23 protein-coding genes are annotated in these 22,153 nt (G+C 68.7%); 7 read left to right on the forward strand and 16 right to left on the reverse strand.

Going from position 1 to position 22,153, the window contains the following annotated elements; all coding sequences use genetic code 11:
- Nucleotides 1-133: 133 nt before the first annotated feature.
- Nucleotides 134-841 carry a class I SAM-dependent methyltransferase gene (locus tag AB3K92_RS12265; protein ID WP_048022266.1) on the reverse strand — a complete coding sequence of 236 codons (708 nt, stop codon included), beginning with the start codon at nt 839-841 and terminating at the stop codon, nt 134-136.
- Between the two features lie 305 nt (nt 842-1,146).
- Here AB3K92_RS12265 and AB3K92_RS12270 point away from each other — a divergent pair, with 305 nt between their 5' ends.
- Entirely contained in the window at nt 1,147-2,802 is a 1,656-nt protein-coding gene (locus tag AB3K92_RS12270; protein WP_369465784.1) for a DUF3459 domain-containing protein, read from the forward strand.
- Between the two features lie 70 nt (nt 2,803-2,872).
- On the opposite strand, the gene AB3K92_RS12275 is transcribed toward AB3K92_RS12270, so the two are convergent.
- From AB3K92_RS12275 to AB3K92_RS12295, 5 genes are all read right to left on the reverse strand, one after another.
- Nucleotides 2,873-3,457, reverse strand: coding sequence for a thiamine phosphate synthase (locus AB3K92_RS12275; RefSeq protein WP_369465178.1), 585 nt, complete (start codon nt 3,455-3,457; stop codon nt 2,873-2,875).
- Between the two features lie 31 nt (nt 3,458-3,488).
- A complete protein-coding gene (locus AB3K92_RS12280) occupies nt 3,489-4,832 on the reverse strand; it encodes a hemolysin family protein (protein ID WP_021156301.1) in 1,344 nt (447 codons plus the stop codon).
- Nucleotides 4,833-4,908: 76 nt separating this feature from the next.
- Nucleotides 4,909-5,688, reverse strand: a complete 780-nt coding sequence (locus AB3K92_RS12285; protein ID WP_369465179.1) for a sensor histidine kinase — start codon at nt 5,686-5,688, stop codon at nt 4,909-4,911.
- A 67-nt stretch (nt 5,689-5,755) separates the two neighbouring features.
- Entirely contained in the window at nt 5,756-6,679 is a 924-nt protein-coding gene (locus AB3K92_RS12290; protein WP_021156299.1) for a DMT family transporter, read from the reverse strand.
- Between the two features lie 41 nt (nt 6,680-6,720).
- Nucleotides 6,721-7,578: a LysR family transcriptional regulator gene (locus AB3K92_RS12295; RefSeq protein WP_048022268.1), complete on the reverse strand. Its 858-nt coding sequence runs from the start codon at nt 7,576-7,578 to the stop codon at nt 6,721-6,723.
- A gap of 127 nt (nt 7,579-7,705) precedes the next feature.
- Here AB3K92_RS12295 and AB3K92_RS12300 point away from each other — a divergent pair, with 127 nt between their 5' ends.
- The 3 genes from AB3K92_RS12300 (at nt 7,706) to AB3K92_RS12310 (ending at nt 10,748) form a co-directional block, all read left to right on the forward strand.
- Entirely contained in the window at nt 7,706-8,089 is a 384-nt protein-coding gene (locus AB3K92_RS12300) for a tautomerase family protein (protein WP_059649181.1), read from the forward strand.
- Between the two features lie 129 nt (nt 8,090-8,218).
- On the forward strand, nt 8,219-9,835 hold the full coding sequence (locus AB3K92_RS12305) for a CHAD domain-containing protein (protein ID WP_369465180.1): 1,617 nt from the start codon (nt 8,219-8,221) through the stop codon (nt 9,833-9,835).
- A gap of 76 nt (nt 9,836-9,911) precedes the next feature.
- Nucleotides 9,912-10,748: a TOBE domain-containing protein gene (locus AB3K92_RS12310; RefSeq protein WP_060274895.1), complete on the forward strand. Its 837-nt coding sequence runs from the start codon at nt 9,912-9,914 to the stop codon at nt 10,746-10,748.
- Nucleotides 10,749-10,923: 175 nt separating this feature from the next.
- On the opposite strand, the gene AB3K92_RS12315 is transcribed toward AB3K92_RS12310, so the two are convergent.
- From AB3K92_RS12315 to AB3K92_RS12330, 4 genes are all read right to left on the reverse strand, one after another.
- On the reverse strand, nt 10,924-11,625 hold the full coding sequence (locus AB3K92_RS12315; RefSeq protein ID WP_048022274.1) for a sulfate/molybdate ABC transporter ATP-binding protein: 702 nt from the start codon (nt 11,623-11,625) through the stop codon (nt 10,924-10,926).
- 55 nt (nt 11,626-11,680) lie between these two features.
- The gene (gene modB, locus AB3K92_RS12320; protein ID WP_021156293.1) at nt 11,681-12,358 is read right to left on the reverse strand and encodes a molybdate ABC transporter permease subunit; all 678 of its coding nucleotides are present in this window, start codon (nt 12,356-12,358) and stop codon (nt 11,681-11,683) included.
- Between the two features lie 10 nt (nt 12,359-12,368).
- Nucleotides 12,369-13,166: a molybdate ABC transporter substrate-binding protein gene (modA, locus tag AB3K92_RS12325; RefSeq protein WP_059554637.1), complete on the reverse strand. Its 798-nt coding sequence runs from the start codon at nt 13,164-13,166 to the stop codon at nt 12,369-12,371.
- 130 nt (nt 13,167-13,296) lie between these two features.
- A complete protein-coding gene (locus AB3K92_RS12330) occupies nt 13,297-13,995 on the reverse strand; it encodes a phosphatase PAP2 family protein (protein ID WP_059857253.1) in 699 nt (232 codons plus the stop codon).
- Nucleotides 13,996-14,243: 248 nt separating this feature from the next.
- Here AB3K92_RS12330 and AB3K92_RS12335 point away from each other — a divergent pair, with 248 nt between their 5' ends.
- Nucleotides 14,244-15,353 carry a PHB depolymerase family esterase gene (locus AB3K92_RS12335; protein ID WP_369465181.1) on the forward strand — a complete coding sequence of 370 codons (1,110 nt, stop codon included), beginning with the start codon at nt 14,244-14,246 and terminating at the stop codon, nt 15,351-15,353.
- 81 nt (nt 15,354-15,434) lie between these two features.
- Nucleotides 15,435-15,611 (forward strand): DUF3563 family protein, encoded by a 177-nt coding sequence (locus AB3K92_RS12340; protein ID WP_021156289.1) that lies wholly within the window; start codon nt 15,435-15,437, stop codon nt 15,609-15,611.
- A 113-nt stretch (nt 15,612-15,724) separates the two neighbouring features.
- Here AB3K92_RS12340 and AB3K92_RS12345 read toward each other — a convergent pair whose 3' ends face one another.
- The 5 genes from AB3K92_RS12345 to AB3K92_RS12365 form a co-directional block, all read right to left on the reverse strand.
- Nucleotides 15,725-16,144 carry an organic hydroperoxide resistance protein gene (locus AB3K92_RS12345; RefSeq protein ID WP_039358076.1) on the reverse strand — a complete coding sequence of 140 codons (420 nt, stop codon included), beginning with the start codon at nt 16,142-16,144 and terminating at the stop codon, nt 15,725-15,727.
- 156 nt (nt 16,145-16,300) lie between these two features.
- Entirely contained in the window at nt 16,301-16,753 is a 453-nt protein-coding gene (locus tag AB3K92_RS12350) for a MarR family winged helix-turn-helix transcriptional regulator (RefSeq protein ID WP_048022285.1), read from the reverse strand.
- Nucleotides 16,754-16,940: 187 nt separating this feature from the next.
- Complete coding sequence (locus tag AB3K92_RS12355) at nt 16,941-17,750, reverse strand: BPSS1780 family membrane protein (RefSeq protein ID WP_021160836.1); 810 nt, start codon at nt 17,748-17,750, stop codon at nt 16,941-16,943.
- Nucleotides 17,741-18,739: a homoserine kinase gene (locus AB3K92_RS12360; protein ID WP_059857252.1), complete on the reverse strand. Its 999-nt coding sequence runs from the start codon at nt 18,737-18,739 to the stop codon at nt 17,741-17,743. The genes AB3K92_RS12355 and AB3K92_RS12360 overlap by 10 nt, the downstream gene beginning before the upstream one ends.
- A gap of 101 nt (nt 18,740-18,840) precedes the next feature.
- Nucleotides 18,841-19,233, reverse strand: a complete 393-nt coding sequence (locus tag AB3K92_RS12365; protein ID WP_369465182.1) for a hypothetical protein — start codon at nt 19,231-19,233, stop codon at nt 18,841-18,843.
- A gap of 129 nt (nt 19,234-19,362) precedes the next feature.
- On the opposite strand from AB3K92_RS12365, the gene AB3K92_RS12370 reads away from it, so the two are divergent.
- Nucleotides 19,363-20,889: an AMP nucleosidase gene (locus tag AB3K92_RS12370; RefSeq protein ID WP_021160839.1), complete on the forward strand. Its 1,527-nt coding sequence runs from the start codon at nt 19,363-19,365 to the stop codon at nt 20,887-20,889.
- Between the two features lie 608 nt (nt 20,890-21,497).
- On the opposite strand, the gene AB3K92_RS12375 is transcribed toward AB3K92_RS12370, so the two are convergent.
- The gene (locus tag AB3K92_RS12375; RefSeq protein WP_048022169.1) at nt 21,498-22,061 is read right to left on the reverse strand and encodes a Tautomerase enzyme; all 564 of its coding nucleotides are present in this window, start codon (nt 22,059-22,061) and stop codon (nt 21,498-21,500) included.
- Nucleotides 22,062-22,153 lie beyond the last annotated feature (92 nt).

Here is a 22,153-nt window from a genome sequence, read left to right on the forward strand (position 1 = left end):
TACCCAGCGCGGGTGGCGCACCAGCGAAACGCGTCGCGCGACGTGGCGCGACGCGTCTGGCCGACCGCGTCTGGCCGACCGCGTCTGGCCGACCGCGTCTAGCCGACCGCGTCTAGCCGACCGCCCCGATCCATCACGCGCGCCGGACGGCGATCCACGCGCCCCAGAACAGGCTCGCGAAAAAGCGCAGCGGCGCATCGAAGCCCGCGTCGCGCAGCAGGGCGAACACGGCTTCCTCGGACGCGGGCGGATCGGCGCCCTGCAGGATCTTCGCGAGTTGCGCGCGCACTGCGTCGGGCGTCGCGCCTTTCATGCGCCAGCGCTGCTGCCATGCGTCGAGCAGGCGAGGGTGGTCCGCGTAGCGGCGATGATTGCCGGCGAGCACGAGCGGCGCGCCGGGTTTCAGGCGCCGCGCGATCGCCTGCAGCAGCGCCGCCTTCGCTTCGTCGCCCGGGACGTGATGCAGCACGCCGATCAACGTCGCGCCGTCGAACGCGGGTGTGTCGGGCAACGCATCGACACCGTCCTCGACGAACGCCGTGCGCGCGCCGCAGCCCGCGGCCTCGACGTTCGAGCGCGCGAGCGCGAGCATCGGCCCGGACGGGTCGACGGCCGTGAACCGCCAGCCCGGCTCGAGCGCGGCCGCCACGCAGATTTCCTGCCCCGTGCCGCCCGCGCCCGCGACGAGGATCCGCGCGTCGGGTGCAGCGATTGTGGATGCGAGCATGCACGCGGTGAGTTCGTGGCAGGCATCGTAGCCGGCGAGTGCGATGCGGGATTGCTCGGCGTATTCGTGTGCGCGTGCCGGATCGAATTTGGCGGCACTGGCGGGAAGCGACATGGCGGGTTCCTCGGGTCGGGCGCGGACGGTATGTCCACGAGCATCGCGCAGAGCGTAAGCGGGCACGGCCGGTGCAACAAGGCGAGCAGGCATTCCGGTATGCGGGCTACCTGCCTCGCCGACGCTTGCCGGACCGCGGGTTTTCCAGGGGTCGATTCGCATTTAATAATGTCCGGGGACGTTGCATCGCGATGGCGAATCCGGCGCATACTCGTTTCTCCCCCCGCCTGGCCGTCGCATGCCGGGCCCCGATGTGCCGCGCCGCTGGCGCGGCCATGCCGCTCGGTACGCACGAGGAGCGCATGATGTCCGATTGTCCGCACGACCCGTATGCGCAGCACTACATTCACTGCCTGCCGTTCGGCGCACAGCCCTGTGGCGCGCTCTGCGCGACGCAGCGCACGCATTTTCGCGTGTGGGCACCGGGCAGCACGCAGGTCCAGCTCGAACTCGATACCGGTTTCGGCCCGTTGCTCGTTCCGATGACGGCTGCCGGCACGAACTGGTTCGAAGTCTTTGCCGATTGCGGCGCGGGGGCGCTTTACCGCTATCGCCTCGACGATACGGTATCGATTCCCGATCCCGCATCGCGCTCGCAACCCGAGGGGCTCGACGGCCCGAGCGAGGTCGTCGATCCGCGCGCGTTCACGTGGCGCAACACGTTCTGGCGCGGGCGCGCATGGGAAGACATCTCGCTCTATGCGATTCGCCCGCACGCGGTGGGCGGCTTCGGCGGCGTGCGCCGGCGCCTGCCGCAACTCGCGCGCCTCGGCGTGACCGCGCTGGAGCTGCTCGCGTCGCCGCACGACAGCCTGCCGTTCGCGCCGCTCGCGGCCGAAGGCGGCCCCGACGCGCTGAAGGCGCTGATCGACGATGCGCACGGCTACGGTCTCGCGGTGCTGCTGGAACTCGACTACGCGCGCTTCGGCAGCGGCACCGACGCGCTGCGCCACTACGCGGCGCCGTTCTTCCATACGCGCGACGATCCGCTGCAGGCGTCGCCGCTCGCGCTCGATCATCCGGAAGTCTGCGATTTCTTCTGCGACAACGCGCTGTACTGGATCGACGAGTACCGTTGCGACGGGCTGCGCTTGCGCGAAGCCGACCGGATCGGCGTGTCGTGGCTGCGCGAGATCGCGGACCGCGTGCGCGCGGCGGTGCCGGCCGACCGGCTCATCCACCTCGTACTCGGCAGCGAGCGGCATCCCGCGCATCTTGCCGATACCCATTTCGATGCGCAGTGGAACGGGTGCGGCGAACGCGCGCTGCACCGGCTGACGGGCCGCGACACGTCGGCTCATGAAGGCATTTCCGCGCACCAGTCGATCCACACGCTCGCCCGCGCGCTGACCGCGGCCGGGGCCGCATTCCAGCCGGCCGGGTCGGGCGAGGGCATGGCCGCCGACAGCGGACTGTCGTTGACGTCGCTGGTGCTGTCCGATGGCGCGTGGCGTGACAGCGGGCAGGGCGACCACGGGCAGGAGGCCGGTCTGGCCGCGCTTGCGCTGTCGCTGCTCACGCCGCAGATCCCGTTGATCTTCGACGAAACCGCACGCGACGCCGATCGCGCGCATTTCGTGCAGTCGGCGCTGGCGGTGCGCGCGAAGCTGATCGCGCCGAGGTTGTCCGATTGCCGGCCGCAGGATGCGCGTGCGCTGAAGTCGGACGGCGACGGCGATGCCGACGCGCTGCTTGCGTCATGGCGGCTCGCCGACGACGAGACGCTGACGATCGCGCTGAACCTGTCGCCCGAGGCGGTGCCGTTCGATGCGCCGAGAGGGCGGGTCGTGTTCGAGACGCCGGCGCGTGCGCGCGACCGGGTCGATGAAGGGGAGTTGCCGCCGTACTCGCTCGTCGCGTGGCTGACGGGTGACGTCAACCGGTATGCGCTCACGCACGACGCACGTCGCATCGATGACGGCGCGTGGCGCGGAATGCGCCGCCCGAACCTGAACGCATGACGACGTGAGGCGGTAATGTCCGAACGGCCGGGCGCCTCTGCGCCCGGTTGCGTCGCTGGAAATCCCCGGACTACCAGAACCCGCGAATGCCCGCGATGCCGTATGCGCCGTGGCGGCGTGCGTCGTCGAGGTGGGACCGTTTCATGCCGCCGAGCGCGAAGACGGGCATCGCGGCCTCGGCGGCCAGCGTGCCGAACTGCGTCCAGCCGAGCGTTGGTGCACCGGGATGGCTGAGCGTCGGCAATACGGGCGACAGCGTGACGAAATCGGCGCCGGCGCGCGCGGCCAGCAGCAGGTCGTCGCGCGTGTGGCAGGCCGCGGACACCCATCTTCCGGCCGGCAACGGCCGCTGCGCGGCGGCGCGTAACGCGCGGCCGTCGAGATGCCAGCCGGCGCCGTCGAGCCGCACCACGCCGGCTGCATCGATCGGGCCGTTCAGCATCAGGTGTGCGCCGGCCGCGCCGCAGCGCGCGAGCGCCGCGGCGGCGAGCCGCGCGAACGCGGCTGCGTCGAGCGATTTCACGCGCAGTTGCACGAGCGTCTCGCCGCGCGCGAGCACGGCCGACAGCCGGTCGAGGAACGCCGCGCAATCGGCGGCAGACGCGGACGCCGGCTCGGGCGTGATCACGCAGCAGCGCGGCAGCGTCGCGTTCATCGCGTGCGGCGGCGGCAACCACGCGCGGCCGTCATTCGTCGGCCTCTTTCGCGATCTTCGGGTAGACGCGCACGAGCACGATGCGCGGCCCGTTCATCTTCTTCACGACGACGTCGAAGCGGTCGAACGACACGCGCTGCCCTTCGGTCGGCAGGTCGCTGAGCGCCTGGATCACGAGGCCGCCGACCGATTCCGCGCGGCCTTCGTCGATGTCGATGCCGAGCGCCTGTTCGAGCGACACGACAGGCAGGCTGCCCTTGCCCATCAGCGTTCCGTCGTCGAGGCGGCTCCAGTCGGCGTCGCCCTGGCGGAACTCGTCGTGGATCTGGCCGACCAGCGCGCCCAGCAGGTTGTCGAGCGTCAGGAAGCCGATCGGCTTCTCGCCCTTGTTGCCGACCAGCGCGAAGTGCGGTGCGCCCTTGCGGAAACGGCGGAACAGGTCGAGGGCCGGCGTGTCGGGTTTCACGTACTGCACGGGGCGCACATAGTCGGACAGGTCTTCGAGCGCGGCGCCCGCGTGACGCGCGAGCAGCAGGTCCTTCAGGTGGATCAGCCCGCTCACCTGTTCACGCGACGCATCCTCGAACAGCGGATAGCGGCTGAAGCGGTGCCGCGCGACGATCTCCATGTTGTCGGGCAGCGGCAGGTCGCGGCGCAGGCCGATCATTTCATGGGCCGGCCGCATCAGGTCCGACACGGTCATCGACGAAAAATCGAGCGAATGCGCGAGCGTGTTCCACTCGTCGTTGCTGTACGTGCCGCGCGCCGGCTGCGCGGAGTTGCCGGCCGTGCTGCGGCGGCTGCGCAGGATCAGCTTCAATTCGTCGGTCGAGTAGTGCGCGTCGCCGCCATGGTCGGCCGACAGCCCGGCGAGCCGCAGCACCGCGTTGGCGCTGTTGTTGAGCACCCAGATTGCCGGGTACATCGCCCAGTAGAACGCGTAGAGCGGCAGCGCGACCCACAGGCCGACCTTCTCCGACTGGCGGATCGCCATCGACTTCGGCGCCAGTTCGCCGACGACGATGTGCAGGAACGAGATCAGCGAGAACGCGAACACCAGCGAGATCAGGTGCACGACGCGCTCCGACTGCACGCCGATCAGGTCGAGCAGCGGGGTGAGCAGTTGCGCGAACGCCGGTTCGCCGACCCAGCCGAGGCCGAGCGACGCGAGCGTGATGCCGAGCTGGCACGCGGAAAGATACGCGTCGAGCCGGCCGTGCACGATGCCGAGGATGCGGCCGCGCAGGCCGTGCTTGCGGGCCAGTGTCTTGACGCGCGTGGCACGCAGTTTGACCAGGCCGAATTCGGCCGCGACGAAGAACCCGTTCAGGGCCACCAGGAACAACGCGCCGATGAGCGCGAAGATCTGTAACAAAGAATCACTCCGGTTATGACAGGCCCGTCAGTATAGAGCCAGAAAGGAATTCGTAATGTATCGGGCGGCCGCTGGCTTACACCGGCGCCTCGCCGGGGACGGAGAACGTGACGGTGGCGGTTGCGCCATCGGCGAACGCGTCGTGCGAGAACGTGCCGCCGTGTGCGAGCGCGACGCGCTGGCAGAGCGCAAGCGCCCACGCGACCCGTTTCGCGTCGCGCTCGCGCAGCAGCTCGCGTCGTGCGAACGATTCGAACGCGTGCGGCTGCGCGGGATCGGCGAGCGTGTCGGCGTTGACGGTGCATGTGGCGCGTGCGGTGAACTGCACGCTGTCGCGCGCGCACGCGAACGTCACGCGGCCGCCGGCGGCGCTGGCTTCGACCGCGACCGTCAGCATCGTCCAGAGCGCCTGCGCGATGCGTTCGCGGTCGGCGGTCAGCGACGGTTCGCCGTCCGGCAGCGTCGCGTCGAGCGTGACCTGTCGTGCGTCGGCGAGCGCGAAACGGACGAGCGCGAGCGTGTCGTCGAGCAGCGCGCGCAGCGCGAACGGCTGCGGCGCGAGTGCGAGCGTGCGCGTTTCCGCGCGCGGCGCATCGAGCACGTCGTCGATCAGCGCGACCTGCTGGTCGATCCCGGTGCGGATGCCCGCGAGCGCGCGCTGCAGGTTCGGATCGGCGTTGGCGAGCTGGCGCTCGAGCACGTATGCCCAGCTATGCATGGCATTCAGCGGGCTGCGCAGGTCGTGCGATGCGGTGGAGAGCGCCTGGTCGCGCAGGAACAGCGCCGCCTGGGTGGCGTAGTGCGCTGCGCGTTCGCGCAGCAGGTCGGCGGCGGGATCGACGGAAGTGGACGTCACGGAGCGGGCCTGTCGGAAGCGGTTGGCGTGGTTGTCACGCGAACCGCCATTATAGGGACGGTGCGTGTCACGCCGGCAGTGCGTCCTCGTCCTTTTTCCGGGCGTCGCCGTTCGGCAGCAACTGGCACGCGAGCAGGCCGGCCAGCATCAGCGCGCAGCCGACGAGCGCGCGCAGCGTCAGCGTTTCGCCGAGCGCGGCCCAGCCGGCGAGCGCCGCGAACACGCCTTCCATGCTGAAGATCACGGCTGCGTGCGCGGGCGCGGCGTCGCGTTGCGCGACGACCTGCAGCGTATAGCCGACGCCCACCGACAACAGGCCGCCGTACAGCAGCGTCGGCAGTGCGCCGCGCAGCATGGCGCCGCTGACCGGCTCGACGGCGAGGCCGACCGCGAGACACGCCACGCCGCATACGAGGAATTGCAGGAACGCGAGCACGAGCGGATCGTGGCGCCGGGCGAAATGGCCGACGGCCATCACGTGCGCGGCGATGATCACGGCGCCGGCGAGCTGGAACCAGTCGCCGTACAGCACCGAGAAGTGCTCGTCGATACTGAGGAAATACAGGCCGATCGCCGCGAGCAGCGCGCCGAACCACGTGCCCGTGCCGATCCGGTGACGGGCGAACACACCCATCAGCGGCACGATCACGACGTAAAGCGAGCTGATGAACCCCGCGTTGGCGATGCGCGTGTACTGCAGGCCGATCTGCTGCAGCGATATCGATACCGCCAGCAGCCCGCCGAGCGCGAGGCCGGGCAGCAGCAGCGCCGGCGCACGGCGGATCGCCGCGAGCTGCGCGCGCGACGCCGTGTTCAGCGTCAGCAGCGGCACCAGCACCAGCGCGCCGAGCAGGAAGCGCAGCCCCGTGAACAGGAACGGCCCGATCACGTCGAGGCTCAGGCGTTGCGCGACGAAAGCCGAACCCCAGATCGCGGCGGCGGCGAGCATCAGCAGGTTGGCACGGAGGTGCTTGCGGGCTTCGGGCTTCATTGGAATTCTTCTGGAGATTGCGGGCGGCGAAACCCGTCAGTTTACGCCGAGATTGCAAGGCTGTCGGCAAACCTGCGCAGCGCGGCGGCGGCGCGTGGGTCGCGCACGCGCGAGTACAGCACGACCTGCGACAGCGGCAGCGGCGGCAGCCCGAATTTCGCGCCGACGTCGGCCAGCGTGCGCGGCGCGACACGCCGTGCGAGCGGGCAGACGGCAAGCCCCGCGGCAGCGGCGGCCGTGACCGCCGCGACACCGCCTCCCGTAAAGCGTTCTCGCCACGGCCGCCCCGCGTGATCGAGGGCGCGCAGCGCGGCCGCACGCACGCCGCACGGGCCGGCCAGCACCGCGAGCGGCAGCGGCTCGCCCGCACGCGGTGCCCAGTCCGGCGCGGCGAGCCAGGCCAGCGGCTCGGAAAACAGCAAGGTGCCGTCTTCGCGCGGCGGGTCTTCGCCTGGCTCGTGCCGCACGATCACCGCGTCGAACCGGCGTTCGTCGTATTGCGCGAGCAGGTTCGTCGACGTTCCGAGATGCATTTCGAGCGACAGCCCCGGGTCCTGTCGATGCAGGCTCGTGAGCACGGCCGGCAGGTCGGGCACGGCGACATGCTCGCTGACGCCGAGCGCGAGCCGGTGCGTGCCGGCCGAGATCGCGCCGAGCGCGTGGTCGTGCGCGTCGAGCAGCGCGCGGGCGGCCGGCAGGAAATTCTCGCCGTCGGCGGCCAGCTTGACCACACGCGGCGTGCGCGCGAGCAGCGGCTTGCCGAGGTGCGCTTCCAGCCGTTTCAGCTTCAGGCTCACGGCCGACTGCGTGGTGCCGAGCGCATCGGCGGCGCGCGTGAAGCTGGCGAGATCGGCGACCAGCACGAACGCGCGTACGGCATCGAGGTCGAGGACTTTCATTTTCGATGTAAATGGATGAAATATTCATCAATGACTGTTCATTATAGTTCGGTGCACCTAACCTGACGCTGTGTTTCCGTTCGTCAACGTCAACGTCAACATCAACTTCACCGACAGGAGCAGGACCATGCCATTCACCCGTATCGCAGTCCGCGAAGGCAAACCGGCCGCGTACCGCGCGGCGCTCGTCGACGGCGTGCATCGCGCGCTGATGCACACGTTCAACGTGCCCGAGGACGACATCTTCATGGTCGTCACCGAGCATGCGGCCGAGAACTTCGTGTACGGCCGCCACTACCTCGACATCGAACGCAGCGACGATCTCGTGATGATCCAGATCACCGCGAACAACACACGCACGCTCGAGCAGAAGCGCGCGCTGTACCGGGCGATCGCGGACAACCTCGCGCAGCAGCCCGGCGTGCGGCAGCAGGACGTATTCATCAGTCTCGTCGAGGTGCTGAAGGAGAACTGGTCGTTCGGCAACGGCCTCGCGCAGTACGCCGTTTGACCTGCGACAGGGCGACAGGGCCAGATCGTTGCCCGCGCGTTTTTGCGGCGTGTACTATGGAAGCAGCTTCACGGACGACGCCGGCGCGATCGGAAGACCGCCGGCGCTTCTTCATGTGCAGGAGCCTCCATGTCGCGTGTGCTGGAAATCGTGTTGTCGCTGTCGCTGGAAGGGTGGCCAGCCAAGGCCGCAGGTCGCGCCCGTGGCGCGCAGCGTGATTTCGGCGCCGAACTCGTGCGCGCGTGGCGGATCTGCCCGCAGGTCCGGATGCGCCGCGGCCATGAGCGCGTGACGATCGAGCCGTGCCAGATCGAGGAGGCCGAGCCGAGCCCCGGCGCAAGCTGGTGGACGTGGGTCGAGTCGAATGCGCATGGCAGGCGGGTCGTTGCGTCGCGCACGAAGGTGTTTGCGCCAGGGGTCACGGCGCGCGAACTGTTCGACGCGGAGCATGCGGGCATCGTTGTCGCGATGCCGTTGCCCGTACCCGAGGCGGCAGGCGCCGCGACGGGCGAAGTCGACGGCGTCGCACCGGATACGACCGGGCGCCCGGAGGCCGGCATGCAGCCGGAATCGTCGGCATTGCGCCTCGTCAGCGAGCGGCGGCGCGGGCGGTGGGCCGACGACAGCGGCGTCGTGGTCGAGATGACGCTCGACGACGTCACGTTGCATCGCGGCGACGAGCCGCCGCGCCGCTACGTCGAACTGCGTCTTGCCGCGCCGGACTGGGAAACCCTGGCCGCGCGCACGGCCGCGCTGCACGCGTTGTTTGCCGCGGCGCGCGAACTGAGCGGCGCGTGGCCCGCATTCGTCCAGCTGACGAGCGTGATCGATCGCGCGTGTGCGGCCGAGCCGGCCGCCAGCGGGCCCGTCAAGGCGCAGCCCGTCGAACTGACCGGCGTGCGCACGCAGCGCGCCGCGCTGTTCGCGTTGTCAGGCGACATCACCGCGCAATGGCTGGGCAACGAGGGCGGCGTGCTCGAGTACGACGACCCCGAATTCGTGCACCAGATGCGGGTCGCGCTGCGCCGCCTCCGTACGTTGATGCGCTTCTTCCCGCGCTTTGCCGACCGCCAGTGGCGGGACACGCTCGGCGTGGACATGCACTGGCTTGCCGCGCTGCTCGGCACGGTGCGCGACTGGGACGTGTTCGCGACCGAAAGCCTGCCCGCGCTGATCGCAGCCGACCGCGGCGACGGCGAATGGAACGGCACGCTCGACGCCGCGCGCGCGCAGTGTGTCGCGGCACGGGGCGAGCTGCGGCAGGCGCTGCATTCGGCCCGCTACGCGCGGCTGACGCTCGGCTGGCTCGAATGGCTGGGCTCGCTTGCGCTGCCGCACGCCGAAGACGACGCCCCCTCGCTGCGGCGCCACGCGACGAAGCGCGTGCGGCGGCTGTTCGGCCATCTGTACGCGTCGCCATCGCTCACGTCGCTCGATACGGCCGCGCGCCATCGGGTGCGGATCGATGCGAAGCGGCTGCGTTATGCGCTCGAGTTCTTCGCGTCGCTGGCGTCGCGCCGCACGCGCACGGAGACGGTCAAGACGCTCGCGCGCGTGCAGAGCGTGCTCGGCGAAGCCAACGACGCGATAGTCGCGCTGCGCCACCTCGAGAAACTGGCGGCGCCGCCGTACCAGCTCGGTTTCGTGCGCGGCTACGGCGCGGCGCTCGAGCAGCGCGCGGCGCGCGACGCCGAGACGCTGCTTGCCAGCCTGCGGCCGCCGAAGCTCGACGGCAAGCCGGGTTGAGCGGCACGCGCCGACTATAATGGCCGCCTGATTCCGGCCCGATTCCGGTTCCGGTCGAATTCCCGCACGTATCCCGATGACCGACGCTCCGCATTCTTCCCCGTCCGCCGAACCGCTCGAACTGGGCGGCGAGCTGTGGCTGCGCGCCGGCGAGCAGACGCTCGGCGGCGCCACGCGCATCGCGCTGCTCGCGGCGATCGGCGACACCGGGTCGATCACGCGCGCGGCGAAGGCCGTCGGCCTCAGCTACAAGGCCGCGTGGGATGCCGTCGACACGATGAACAATCTCGCGGGCGAACCGCTCGTCGCGCGTTCGACGGGCGGCAAGGGCGGCGGCGGCACGACGCTGACGCCGCGCGCGACGTCGCTGATCGCCGCGTTCCGCACGATCGAGCGCGAGCATCGCCGGTTCATCGAGGCCGCGAGCGCGGCCGTGGCCGGGTTCGACGTCGACTGGGCGCTGATCGGCCGGATCGGGATGAAGACCAGCGCGCGCAACCAGTTGTTCGGCAAGGTCGCGGCGATCGTGCGCGGCACCGTCAACGACGAGGTCACGCTCACGCTGCCCGGTGGACAGCCGGTCGTTGCCGTGCTGACGCACGAGAGCGCCGATGCGCTCGGCCTGCAGGTTGGCGCGGATGCCTGCGCGCTCGTGAAGGCGTCCTGGGTCGTGCTCGCGGCCGACGACGGCGAGCACGCGTTGAAGGTGTCCGCGCGGAACCAGCTGCGCGGGCGCGTGGAAACCGTTGCAGCGGGCGCGGTGAACAGCGAGGTGACCCTGGCGCTCGACGGCGGCGGGACGCTGACGGCCGTCGTGACCAACGACAGCGTCGATGCGCTGCAGCTCGGCGCCGGCCGGCGCGCGATCGCGCTGTTCAAGGCGTCGAGCGTGATTCTTGCGGTGACGGGCTGAGCGGCGGCGCACCGGCGCGCTTCGGCCGCTGTGTGACGGACGGAGCGAAGCCGGCGTCGCCGCTGTATCGGTACGGCGCCGGCTTCGTTTCCGCTTTCCGCTTGTGCCGCTGCTGGCGGCTTCTCTCAGGCTCCAACGTGCTTGCCACGACGGCCACGACCACGGCCTCGCACGCTCAGGCGACGCGCGTCGGCCACTCGGCGTGCGGCGTCGCCGCCTGCACGCGTCCTTCGCTCAACTGCACGACCTGGTCGCCGAACGCGGCGACGTCGTCGGGATCGTGCGAGATCAGCACCATCGGGATATCGAGCCGCGCCTGCAGCTCGGCGAGCTCGTGACGCATGCGCTGGCGCATTGCGCCGTCCAGTGCCGCGAACGGTTCGTCGAGCAGCAGGATTCGCGGCTGCGCGACCAGTGCGCGCGCGAGTGCGACGCGCTGTTTCTGCCCGCCGGACAGCTGCGACGGATACTGCCCTGCGAGCGCCTCGAGATCGAACGCCTGCAGCCAGTACGCGACTTCCGGCGGCACTGCTTTCGCGCGCGGGTTGCGCAGCCCCGGCGTGAGCCCGAACGCGATGTTCTGGCGCACGTTCAGATGCGGAAACAGCGCGTAGTCCTGGAACAGGTACGCGACGCGGCGCTCACGGGTCGGCACGTCGATGCGGCGCGCGGCGTCGAACAGCGGTTCGCCGTTCAGCGCGATCGTGCCTTCGTCGGGCGACAACAGGCCGGCGATCGCCTGCAGCGTCATGCTCTTGCCCGCGCCGGACGGCCCGAACAGCACGACGCGCTGCGTCGTCGCGGTGAACGACATGTCGAGCGTGAAGCGGCGCTCGGCATTCGCGTAGGTCTTGCGGATGTCGACGACGAGGCTCATGCGGGCCTCCGCAGAAGCCGGCCGGCCACGCACGACGATGGGCGAGGCCGGCGCGTCATGTCAGCTGGCTCCGCCGGGCACGCGACGGCACGAGCCAGCCGGTCGCGAGCAGTACGAGCACGCAGGTGATCGACGTCACCAGCACGAGGAAGTTGGCCGTGCTGTCGTCGCCTGCCTGCACGGCCGCGTAGATCGCGACCGACAGCGTCTGCGTGCGGCCGGGCAGGTTGCCCGCGATCATCAGCGTCGCGCCGAACTCGCCGAGCGCGCGCGCGAACGCGAGCAGCGCGCCCGCGAGAATGCCGCGCGTGGCGAGCGGCAGCGTCACGCGGAAGAACACCGCCGCTTCGCCGAGCCCGAGCGTGCGCGCGGCGCGTTCGAGATGCGGATCGACGCCTTCGAACGCCGCCCGCGCCGATTTCAGGATCAACGGAAACGCGACGACCATCGACGCGATCACCGCGCCTTGCCACGTGAAGACGAGCTCGATGCCGAGCCTGTCGAGCCACGCGCCGAACACGCCGCGTCGGCCGAGCAGCACGAGCAGGTAATACCCGAGCACCGTCGGCGGCAGCACGAGCGGCAGCGTCAGCACGGAATCGACGACGTCGCGCAGCGGCGAGCGCCAGCGCGCGAGCATGAACGCGGCCGCGACGCCGAGCACGATGTCGAGCGCGGTCGCCCAGCCGGCAACCTTCAGCGACAGCAGCAGCGGGACCCAGGCGTCTTGCATCGCGTTACGCTCACTTGCCCGCGGGCTTGAAGCCGAACGTCGACAGCACGGCCTGGCCTTGCGGCGACGCGACGAAGTCGATGAACGACTGCGCCTGCGTGGCGTGGCGGCTGTCCTTGACCACGGCGATCGGGTAGGTGATGGCGGTCTTGGTCGGCACCGTCAGGGCGACCTTCACGCGGCCCGGCATGATCGCCGCGTCGGTGCCGAACACGAAGCCTGCGTCGACTTCGCCGCGTGCGACGTAATCGAGGCTCTGGCGCACGTTGGCGGCCAGTACGCCCTTCGCGCTGACGGCGTCCCACACCCCGGCCGCGCGCAGCGCGCCTTCGGTGTAGCGGCCGACCGGCACCGACGCCGGGTCGCCGTACGCGATGCGCTTCACGCCGGGCGCGGTCAGGTCGTTCAGCGACGTCGGCGCGGCCGCGTGGCTGTCCGCCGGCACGATCAGCACGAGCGAGTTCGCCGCGAAATCGCGACGCGTGCCGGGCACGATCACCTTTTCGTCGGCTGCACGATCCATCGCCTTCTGGTCGGCCGACGCGAACACGTCGGCCGGCGCGCCCTTGGCGATCTGCTGCATCAGCACGTCCGACGCGCCGAAGTTGAACAGTACCTTGGTGTCCGGATGCTGCTTCTCGTACGCATCGCCGACGGCCTTGAACGCGTTCGTCAGGCTGGCGGCGGCCGACACGACGAGTTCACCGGCGGCGGAAGCGGGCGCGCTGAACGCGACCCCGGCGGCCAACGTGGCGATTGGCAGCAGGCGAAGCAGGGTGCGGCGAAGCGGACGGACGGTTGAGCGCATGGCGAGTTCGTTTGAATGGGTGGAAACCGTAATCGTAATATAGGGCGGGTTATAACGCTCGACATACCGCACATGCGACGGCGCGCATGTAATGGTCAGACCTGAAAAGGAGAGCCGGCCGGGCGGCCGGTCACGTGCGGAGCGTCTGCGACGACGACTGGGTGCGCTGCAGCGACGACGGCTGCGATGCGGGGCGGTAGTTCGGGTTGGCCTTCCAGCGCGCGCGGACGAACGGGCGCTCGTGGCCCGACAGCTGCAGCGCCACCTTGGTGACCCAGCGATGCGACGGCACCGTGATGCCGTGCAGCGCCACGGTGACGAGCGCGAGGCTCGCGACGACCGCGGGCACCGACCAGCGGTGCGGCACCGCGCGCCACGAACCCGCGATGAACGCGAGCGCGGCGATCGCGCCGACGATACAGCCGGTGATCGATTCGGATGGCGAATGCGCGTCGAGCGCGACGCGCGACACGCCGACCGCGACGCCGGCCGCGAGCCCGAGCGCGATGCCGGCGAGCCGCACCGGTGTGCGCGTGCGGATCAGCGCCAGGAAAATCGCGACCGGATAAACCGACGTCGACAGCATCGCATGGCCGCTGAACCCGGTGAAATCCCACTTGCGGATGCCGATGCCCCAGCCGAGGAACGCGATCTTCGTCAACGCGACCAGGCCGATCGCGGCCGCGAGCACGCCGAGCCACGCGGCCGCGCGCTGCCACGAGTAGCCGAGCGCGAGCCAGACGGCGATCGTGATCGCGAGCGGCAAGGTCAGGCCGGCGCCGCCGAACGCGGTGATCATGATCCACAGGTGAGACGACAGGTCGAACATCGGGAAGGGGACGAACGGAGGCGGGGAAGATGCTTAAATCAACGCGCGAGCCGGAAAGAACGACTACAACGGATACAAGCGGCGAAGCCCCAGTATAGCGCCGCGTGCGCCCGAGCCCCGTTTTTTGCGCGGCCGGGAAATAGCCGCGTGCAGGAAAAATCCCGGAAACAATGTTATGGTGCATTGCACAAAGTCGAACGCCGCATCCGCTGTGGTGCCCCTATTTTTCCTGACTGCGAGCCCGATCGATGACCAAAAGTCTGACCAAGGTGTGGCTGGGCGGCATGAAACGCATGCTGTCTCCGGCCGCCAAACGCGCGGCGCGCGATGCGCAGCGCATCACACGCGACGCACTCGAGGCAGCGGCGTCTTCCGTCGTATCCGATCCGTCCCCGCCGCGCGAATCGCGTGTGCGCCCGCGCGCGGCCGCATGGGCGGCAGGTGAATGGACGCGTGGCGAACATCCGATGGCACCCGCGCTCGGGCGCCTCGTCCAGCATCTCGCTTACGGCCTCTATGTGCCGCCCGGCCGCCGGCGCGGCGCGATGCCGCTCGTCGTGATGCTGCACGGCTGCCAGCAGTCCGTCGACGAATTCGCACAAGGCACGCGGATGAACCTGCTGGCCGACAAGCATGGTTTCGCGGTGCTGTATCCGGAGCAGTCGCTGCGCGCGCACGCACATGGCTGCTGGCACTGGTATGAAGATACCGACCGCGCGGGCCGCGGCGAGGCGAACGCGGTGGCGTCGCTCGTCGACGCGCTCGTCGACGAACACGGTTTCGACGCATCGCGTGTTTATGTCGCGGGGCTGTCGGCCGGCGCGGGCCTCGCGTCGCTTCTTGCACTGCATCATCCCGACCGCTTCGCGGCGGTGGCGCTGCACTCGGGCCCCGCGCTCGGCGAGGCGAATTCCGGCATTACCGCGATGGACGTGATGCGGCGCGGCGTGCGTCAGAACCCCGCTGCGGCCGTCGATGCGCTGGTCTATGTGGCCGCGTATCCGGGCATGCCCGCGCTGATCGTCCAGGGCGACGGCGACCACGTGGTCGCCCCGAAGAATGCCGACCAGCTGACGGTTCAGTTCATGCGCTTGAACGGGCTTGCCGACAGCCGCGGCGCACTGCGCGGCGGCGAGCGGGTCGAGACGCGCGCCGCGGGCGCGCAGATCACCGATGTCTGCCGCGACGGCGAGCCTGTCGTGCGGCTCTGTCATGTGAAAGGGCTCGATCATGCGTGGGCCGGCGGCGATGAAGCCGTGCCGTTTCATGCGGCGGTCGGCCCCGATGCGAGCGCGATGATCTGGGCCTTTTTCGAGGCACAGCGGCGCACTGTGGCGACCGAACGACGCATCGTCTGATCGACGCTGGCCAAGAACTAGGGTTTTCCCTATAATTCGGGAAAACCCTAGTCAAAGAACCCTTGGATTGCGAGATCGACCATGTACCTGCTGAGCCACCTCTTCCTGATGCTGACCAAGAACGCTGAAACGGCCCGTAAAGAGCGCGCCGAGGCGTACCTGTCCGAAGCCACCGATATCTACGATCTCGAATTCCGCATGCGCAAGATCGATCGCGAATCGGCGATGAATCGCCCGTATTCGTTCGGCGCGCGCTAAGCAGCGCAGGGCGGGCCGGCCGGTCCGCCATTCCGGCGAGTCACGCAGCAGAAAAGGGCGCGTGCGGCTACATGCCGCACGCGCCCTTTTTGCATGCGTGGTGTCGCGTCGCGTCAGACGACCGTCAGGCGCACCGGTACGTTGTTGCGCGTCGCGTTCGAATACGGGCACACGTGGTGCGCCTTTTCGACCAGCGCTTGCGCGTCGGCCTTGTCGAGCCCCGGCAGCGACACGCGCAGCTCGATGTCGAGCCCGAAGCCGCCTGCGTCGTTCGGCCCGATGCCCACTTCCGCCGTGACCTGCGTGTCCGCCGGCAGCGCCTTCTTGTCCTGGCCGGCGACGAATTTCATCGCGCTCAGGAAACAGGCCGAGTAACCTGCGGCAAACAGCTGCTCCGGATTCGTGCCTTCCGCGCCCGTGCCGCCGAGTTCGCGCGGCGCGGCCAGCTTCACTTCCAGCTTGTTGTCGGCGGATACCGCGCGGCCGTCGCGGCCGCCCGTGCTCGTAGCGCTGGTCTTGTACAGAATGTTCATCGTGCAGCTCCTGTCGGGAAAGGGGAGGAAAAGCGGCCCGGTCGAACGGGGTGTCGCCGGCCACGAGGAAAATATAGAACACAAATCATTAGTGTGCAAATGAAATTTTGAAGAAAAGGCCCGGCAGTGCCGGGCCCGTTTGCCGATGCTTGGTCGTCAGCGTTCGTTGGCGGCCGACAGCGCGTCGCGCAACTGGTGGAGATCGGCGCGCAGCCTGACCAGGAACTCGGGCGACTGCTGCATCGCGCAGAACAGATCGGCGGGTACCGAGCGCGCGCGCTCCTTCAGTGCGCGGCCTTCCGGTGTCACGCGCACGTTCACGACCCGTTCGTCGGCCGCGCTGCGCACGCGCTCGACGTAGCCGAGCGCCTCCAGCCGTTTTAGCAGCGGCGTGACCGTGGCCGGGTCGAGGTCCAGCCGCGCGGCGATGTCCTTCACGGCGATGTCGTCGCGCTCCCACAGCACGAGCATTGCGAGATATTGGGGATAGGTCAGCGACAGCTTGTCGAGCAGCGGCTTGTACGCCTTCGTCATCGCGTGCGAAGTCGAGTAGAGGGCGAAGCAGAGTTGCTCGTCGAGCGTCTGGGGCAGCGGGGGCGGGCGGTCCATCATTCGGGCGGCGCGTCGAACGCGCGAACAATTTGTACGCAAATCATTTTGCGCGCAAAAGATCGGGATGAACAGGGGGCGGCCGGCGCGGGGTGATGGCCGACGGAGGCGGGGGAACGGGGGAGGCGCCGGGCGGCAACCCGGCGCGAGCGCGGCGGGCCGGCGACACGCGCCGGCCCGGGAGACTTCAGCGGCCGGACGTGGTGGTCGTCGCGCCCGGCTCCTGGATGCCGAAGCAGCCGCGATAGGTCGCGTAGAACGAGCAGTACAGCATCGTGACGATGACGATCGTCAGCGGCATCATGATCGTCAGCGCATAGGCGCCGGCGCCGAGCGCCTGCAGCAGCAGCGACAGCGCGAGCGACGTGCCGAGCGCGACGCCGAACCACAGCGCGCCGTACACGACGAACGCGCCGCGATTGCGCCAGCAACTGACGACGCTGAAGAACAGCGCCTTGGCGGGCGGCACGTCGTGCCACGCGACCAGCACCGGCGCGAACCAGAACAGCATTGCGACCGGCAGGTAGAGCAGCGTCGCGAACATCAGCGCGCCGAACGTGCCTTGCGCGGCGAGCGTTTCCGGCGTCGCGCTCGCTTCGTCGGCCGCGCCCATCATCACGTGGAACAGCGCGCCGCCGTCCACGAACGACGAGGCGGCGAACACGAGCACCATCGACGCGACGTAGATCACGCCGAGCACGAGCAGCCGCTGGGTCGCGACGGTGCCGTACGAGCGGAAGCCGTCGACGAGGATCGTCGGCATCACGGTCTTGCCGGCCACCGTGTCGCGGCATGCGGCCATGAAGCCGACCGCGATGCCGGGAATGAACACCAGCGGCAGCGCGGAGCCGATCACGGGCACCTGCGACACCAGCGTGATCGCCAGCAGGTACGTGAAGAACAGCGTGATGAACGCGAGCGGGTTCCGGCGGAACAGCCAGATGCCTTGGCGGAACCAGACATAGCCCGTTTTCGCGGGCACTTCGATCAGTTGCATGCGGTTTGGATCTCGGGAAGCGCGGGCGTATGCGCGATACGCTCGCGCAGGATGCGTTCGAAATGGCCGGGGTCGTGCGGCTTGAGCATCTCGGCCGCGCGCGGCAGGTAGAAGTCGTACAGGCGCGACACCCAGAAGCGGTACGCACCCGCGCGCAGCATGTCGCTCCAGTGGCGGCGCTCCTCGGCCGTGAACGGCCGCACGGTCTGGTACGCGCGCAGCAGCGCATCGGCGCGCGCGACGTCGAGCACGCCGGTCGCGAGGTCGACGCACCAGTCGTTGACCGTGACCGCGACGTCGAACAGCCACTTGTCGCAGCCCGCGAAATAGAAGTCGAAGAAGCCGCCGAGCCGCACGTCATGGCCGGTGCCGGGCGCCGCGTGCGCGAACAGCACGTTGTCGCGGAACAGGTCGCAATGGCACGGCCCGGCCGGCAGCGCCGTGTAATCGTCCGACGCGAAGAAGCCGGCCTGGTGCGCGAGTTCGCTTTCCAGCAGCGCGCGCTGCGCGTCGGTGATGAACGGCGAGATCGCCGGCACGTTCTCCTGCCACCACGGCAGGCTGCGCAGGTTCGGCTGGTTGCGCGGATAGTCGCGGCCGGCCAGGTGCATGCGCGCGAGCATCTGCCCGACCTCGATACAGTGTGCGACCCCCGGCGCGAGTTCCGCCGAGCCGTCGAGCTTCGTGACGATCGCGGCCGGCTTGCCGTGCAGCTCGCCGAACAGCGCGCCGTCGTCACGCGGGATCGGATCCGGCACCGGTACGCCGTGGCCGGCCAGATGGCGCATCAGGTCGAGGTAGAACGGCAGTTGCTGCGCCGTCAGCTTTTCGAAGATCGTGAGGACGTACTCGCCGCGCGTCGTCGTCAGGAAGAAATTGCTGTTTTCGATACCGGACGGAATGCCGCGGAACGCAAGCACGTCGCCCAGTTCGTAGTGGCGCATCCATTGCGCGAGATCGGAGTCGGAAACAGCTGTGAAAACGGCCATGCGGGATGCGTCAGGTCAGGGTGTCGGCACGCGGGCGGCGTGCGTCGCGACAGCAGGTGAAGGAAGGCGGCGCGCGGCGTTCGGTGCGGCGCGCCACGGAATCAGTAGCGCAGGTTCAGCGACGGCAGGCGCGTGATCGGGATGCCCGCGTCGTGCGGCTTCGGCGACGTGTCGGGCGTCGAGCTCATCTGGTAGCGCGTGCCGAAGTTCGACTTCACGTCGATCTCGACCGGCTTGCCGCGATCGCGGTACTCGGTAACTTCGGTGCCGTTCTTGCTCTTTTCGTGGAAGCTCGGCGTGCGGCGGATGTCGGCGAAGTCGACTTTCGACGTGACTTCGGCGCCCGGCCGGTTGATCTTGCGGAGATCGGGCAGGCCGGCGGCCTCGTTGGCCTCGGCCCGTGCCTGCGCGTCGGCGTCAGGCGTGCCGCCGGCGTAAGCGGCGCTGGCGGCGGCAAACGCGGCGGCAGCGACGACGAGAATGAGCGGCTTCATGATGAGTCTCCAGTGAACCCACCGATTTTAGCAAATACTGCGCACCATCCGGCCCTCGCGTGCGTGGGGGCAGCCACAAGGGCGACCGGGTTCCGTGGTAATGTCGCCGGATCAGACGAGGTGATGAAAATGAAGAACGATTTGAGCCGCCGGCACCGTGTGCTGACGCCCGAGAGCCCGTCGGTCGAGGCTTTCGACGATCCGGTCGCCGCCGTCGCGCGGCTGTCCGCCATTTACGACACGAACACGGGTTTCCTGCGTGACGCATTCGCGCGCTATCGCCGCCACGAACCGATCACCGAGCACGTGCGCGCGTGCTACCCGTTCGTGCGGATCCGCACCGATGTCAACACGCACGTCGATTCGCGCCGCTCGTACGGATTCGTCGCGGGCCCCGGCGTGTTCGAGACGACGGTCACGCGCCCCGACCTCTTCGCGAACTACTATCGCGAGCAACTGCGCCTGCTGGCGAAGAACCACCATGTGAAGATCGAGATCGGCGTGTCGTCGCAGCCGATTCCGATCCATTTCGCGTTTCCCGAAGGCATCCATCTCGAGGGCGAGCTCGACCGCGACCGCCTGCTCGCGATGCGCGACATCTTCGATACGCCCGACCTGTCGTATCTCGACGATCGCATCGTCAACGGCACGTTCGAGCCGGCGCCGGGCGAGCCGCATCCGCTCGCGCTGTTTACGGCCGCGCGCGTCGACTTCTCGCTGCACCGGTTGCGCCACTACACGGCGACGTCGCCCACGCACTTCCAGAACTACGTGCTCTACACGAACTACCAGTTCTACATCGACGAGTTCGTGAAGCTGGGCCGTACGGTGATGACGGAGAGCGACGATCCCGAGGTGCGCGCGTATCGCAGCCAGTACAGCTCGTTCGTCGAGCCGGGTGACGTCGTGACCTACAACGCGAACCTCGGCAGCGAGCCGGCCGAGGGCGCCGCGCCGCCGCGCCTGCCGCAGATGCCCGCGTATCACCTGAAGCGCGCGGACGGCAGCGGGATCACGATGGTCAACATCGGCGTCGGCCCGTCGAACGCGAAGACGATCACCGATCACATCGCGGTGCTGCGTCCGCACGCATGGGTGATGCTCGGTCACTGCGCGGGGCTGCGCAATACGCAGCGTCTCGGCGACTACGTGCTCGCACACGGTTACGTGCGCGAGGATCACGTGCTGGACGCCGACCTGCCGCTGTGGGTGCCGATTCCGGCGCTCGCCGAAGTGCAGCTCGCGCTCGAGCGCGGGGTGGCCGACGTCACGCAGCTCGATGGCGTCGAACTGAAGCGCGTGATGCGCACGGGCACCGTCGCGAGCGTCGACAACCGCAACTGGGAGCTGCGCGATCATCGCGAACCCGTGCAGCGCCTGTCGCAGAGCCGCGCGATCGCGCTCGACATGGAAAGCGCGACGATCGCCGCGAACGGCTTCCGCTTCCGCGTGCCGTACGGCACGCTGCTCTGCGTGTCGGACAAGCCGCTGCACGGCGAGCTCAAGTTGCCGGGCATGGCCGACACGTTCTATCGCGGGCAGGTCGACCAGCATCTGCAGATCGGCGTGAAGGCGATGGAGATCCTGCGCACGAACGGGCTCGACAAGCTGCATAGCCGGAAGCTGCGGAGCTTCGCGGAAGTGGCGTTTCAGTAATGTGAACGGCGGCCCCGGGTGCGGTATGCGTCGCGATATCAGGCGCAGTCGCGAACCGGGGCATACCGGGCTTCAGGCGGCAGGTGTGCACTTGTACCTCTCCGTCTGGCCGTGCGTAGCCACTCGCGGTGGCCGCGTCGCGGCCTTAGTACTGGAACGCGATCATTTTCTGCAATTTGGAAGTTGTCCTATTGGTTGCCCTTGTCATCGAGAATATGCTCTCCTGCGTGGCGTTATTCGACGCCCGTACGAAGGAACGGCGAACAGTCGATCCGATCGATTCCTATCGAGTTGAAAGAGGGCATACCTGATGAAAATCAATTTCTTGCTGGCTTCCCTGATGCTCACCACATCTCTGTCGGCAATGGCCAGAACCGCGGTGATCGGTCCGTCCAATCCTTGTGCACCCGTCGCAGTAATTGGCCCGTCCAACCCCTGCAAACCCGTCGCGGTGATTGGCCCCGGCCCTGTCAAAAAGTGTCCGTGCTACTGACCGAATAAGTGATTAAACGGGTGCGCTCGCCCTTGGGCGCATCTCGTCCGTGTATTGCTTCACGTGCCGTACGGTACGCTGCCGTGCGTGTCGGACAAGCAACTGCGCGCCGGCGTCAGCGTACGGCTTTAGCGGCCGGTTCGAGCGATCCACTCCGAGCCGTTTCCAACATCGAATCTCGCACCGCATCGATAACCCGACCCGCATCCGCCTGTCGTTTGATCGCCAGCCGCCATTCCCCGAGCGCCCGCAGTTCGGCGCCGCCGAAATATTCCATGATGTCCGGCAGGCGGCGCACGACGCCGCGGCTGCCCCAGCAGCCGTCGTCGATTTCCGTAGGAAAGACCCACACGCGCGTCGCGACGGCATCGACCGGCAGGCCCTCCGCGCGCGCGACGGCAGCGGTCACGTCTGCGATCAGCCCGGCACGCGCGGCATCCGTGTACTGACCTTCGGGCACGGTCGGCACGATCCGGTAGATCGGCGCAGGCGCGACAGCCCCGGCGCGATACACGGCTGCCGGCCGATGGACGAAGATCCAGGTCACGTCCCGCGTGCGCGGATTGTCGGGATCGAGTCCCTCGTGACGGATCAGCGTTCCCGTCAGTTCTTCCATCAGTTGGGCTTCGGCCTGCGGTGCGAGCGCACCTTCGGGAATGTAGACGTCGATCATCGGCATGATGGTGTCCTGGTTCGGTGAGGATGGCGTCGCTTCGATGCCGGGCGACGTGAATCCAGTGTACGAACCGCGTGCCGGCACGCGGAGTGGCG

Origin of the sequence: Burkholderia sp. Bmkn7 (genome assembly GCF_041103175.1) — a bacterium.
In the GTDB taxonomy this organism is placed as follows: Bacteria; Pseudomonadota; Gammaproteobacteria; order Burkholderiales; family Burkholderiaceae; genus Burkholderia; species Burkholderia cepacia.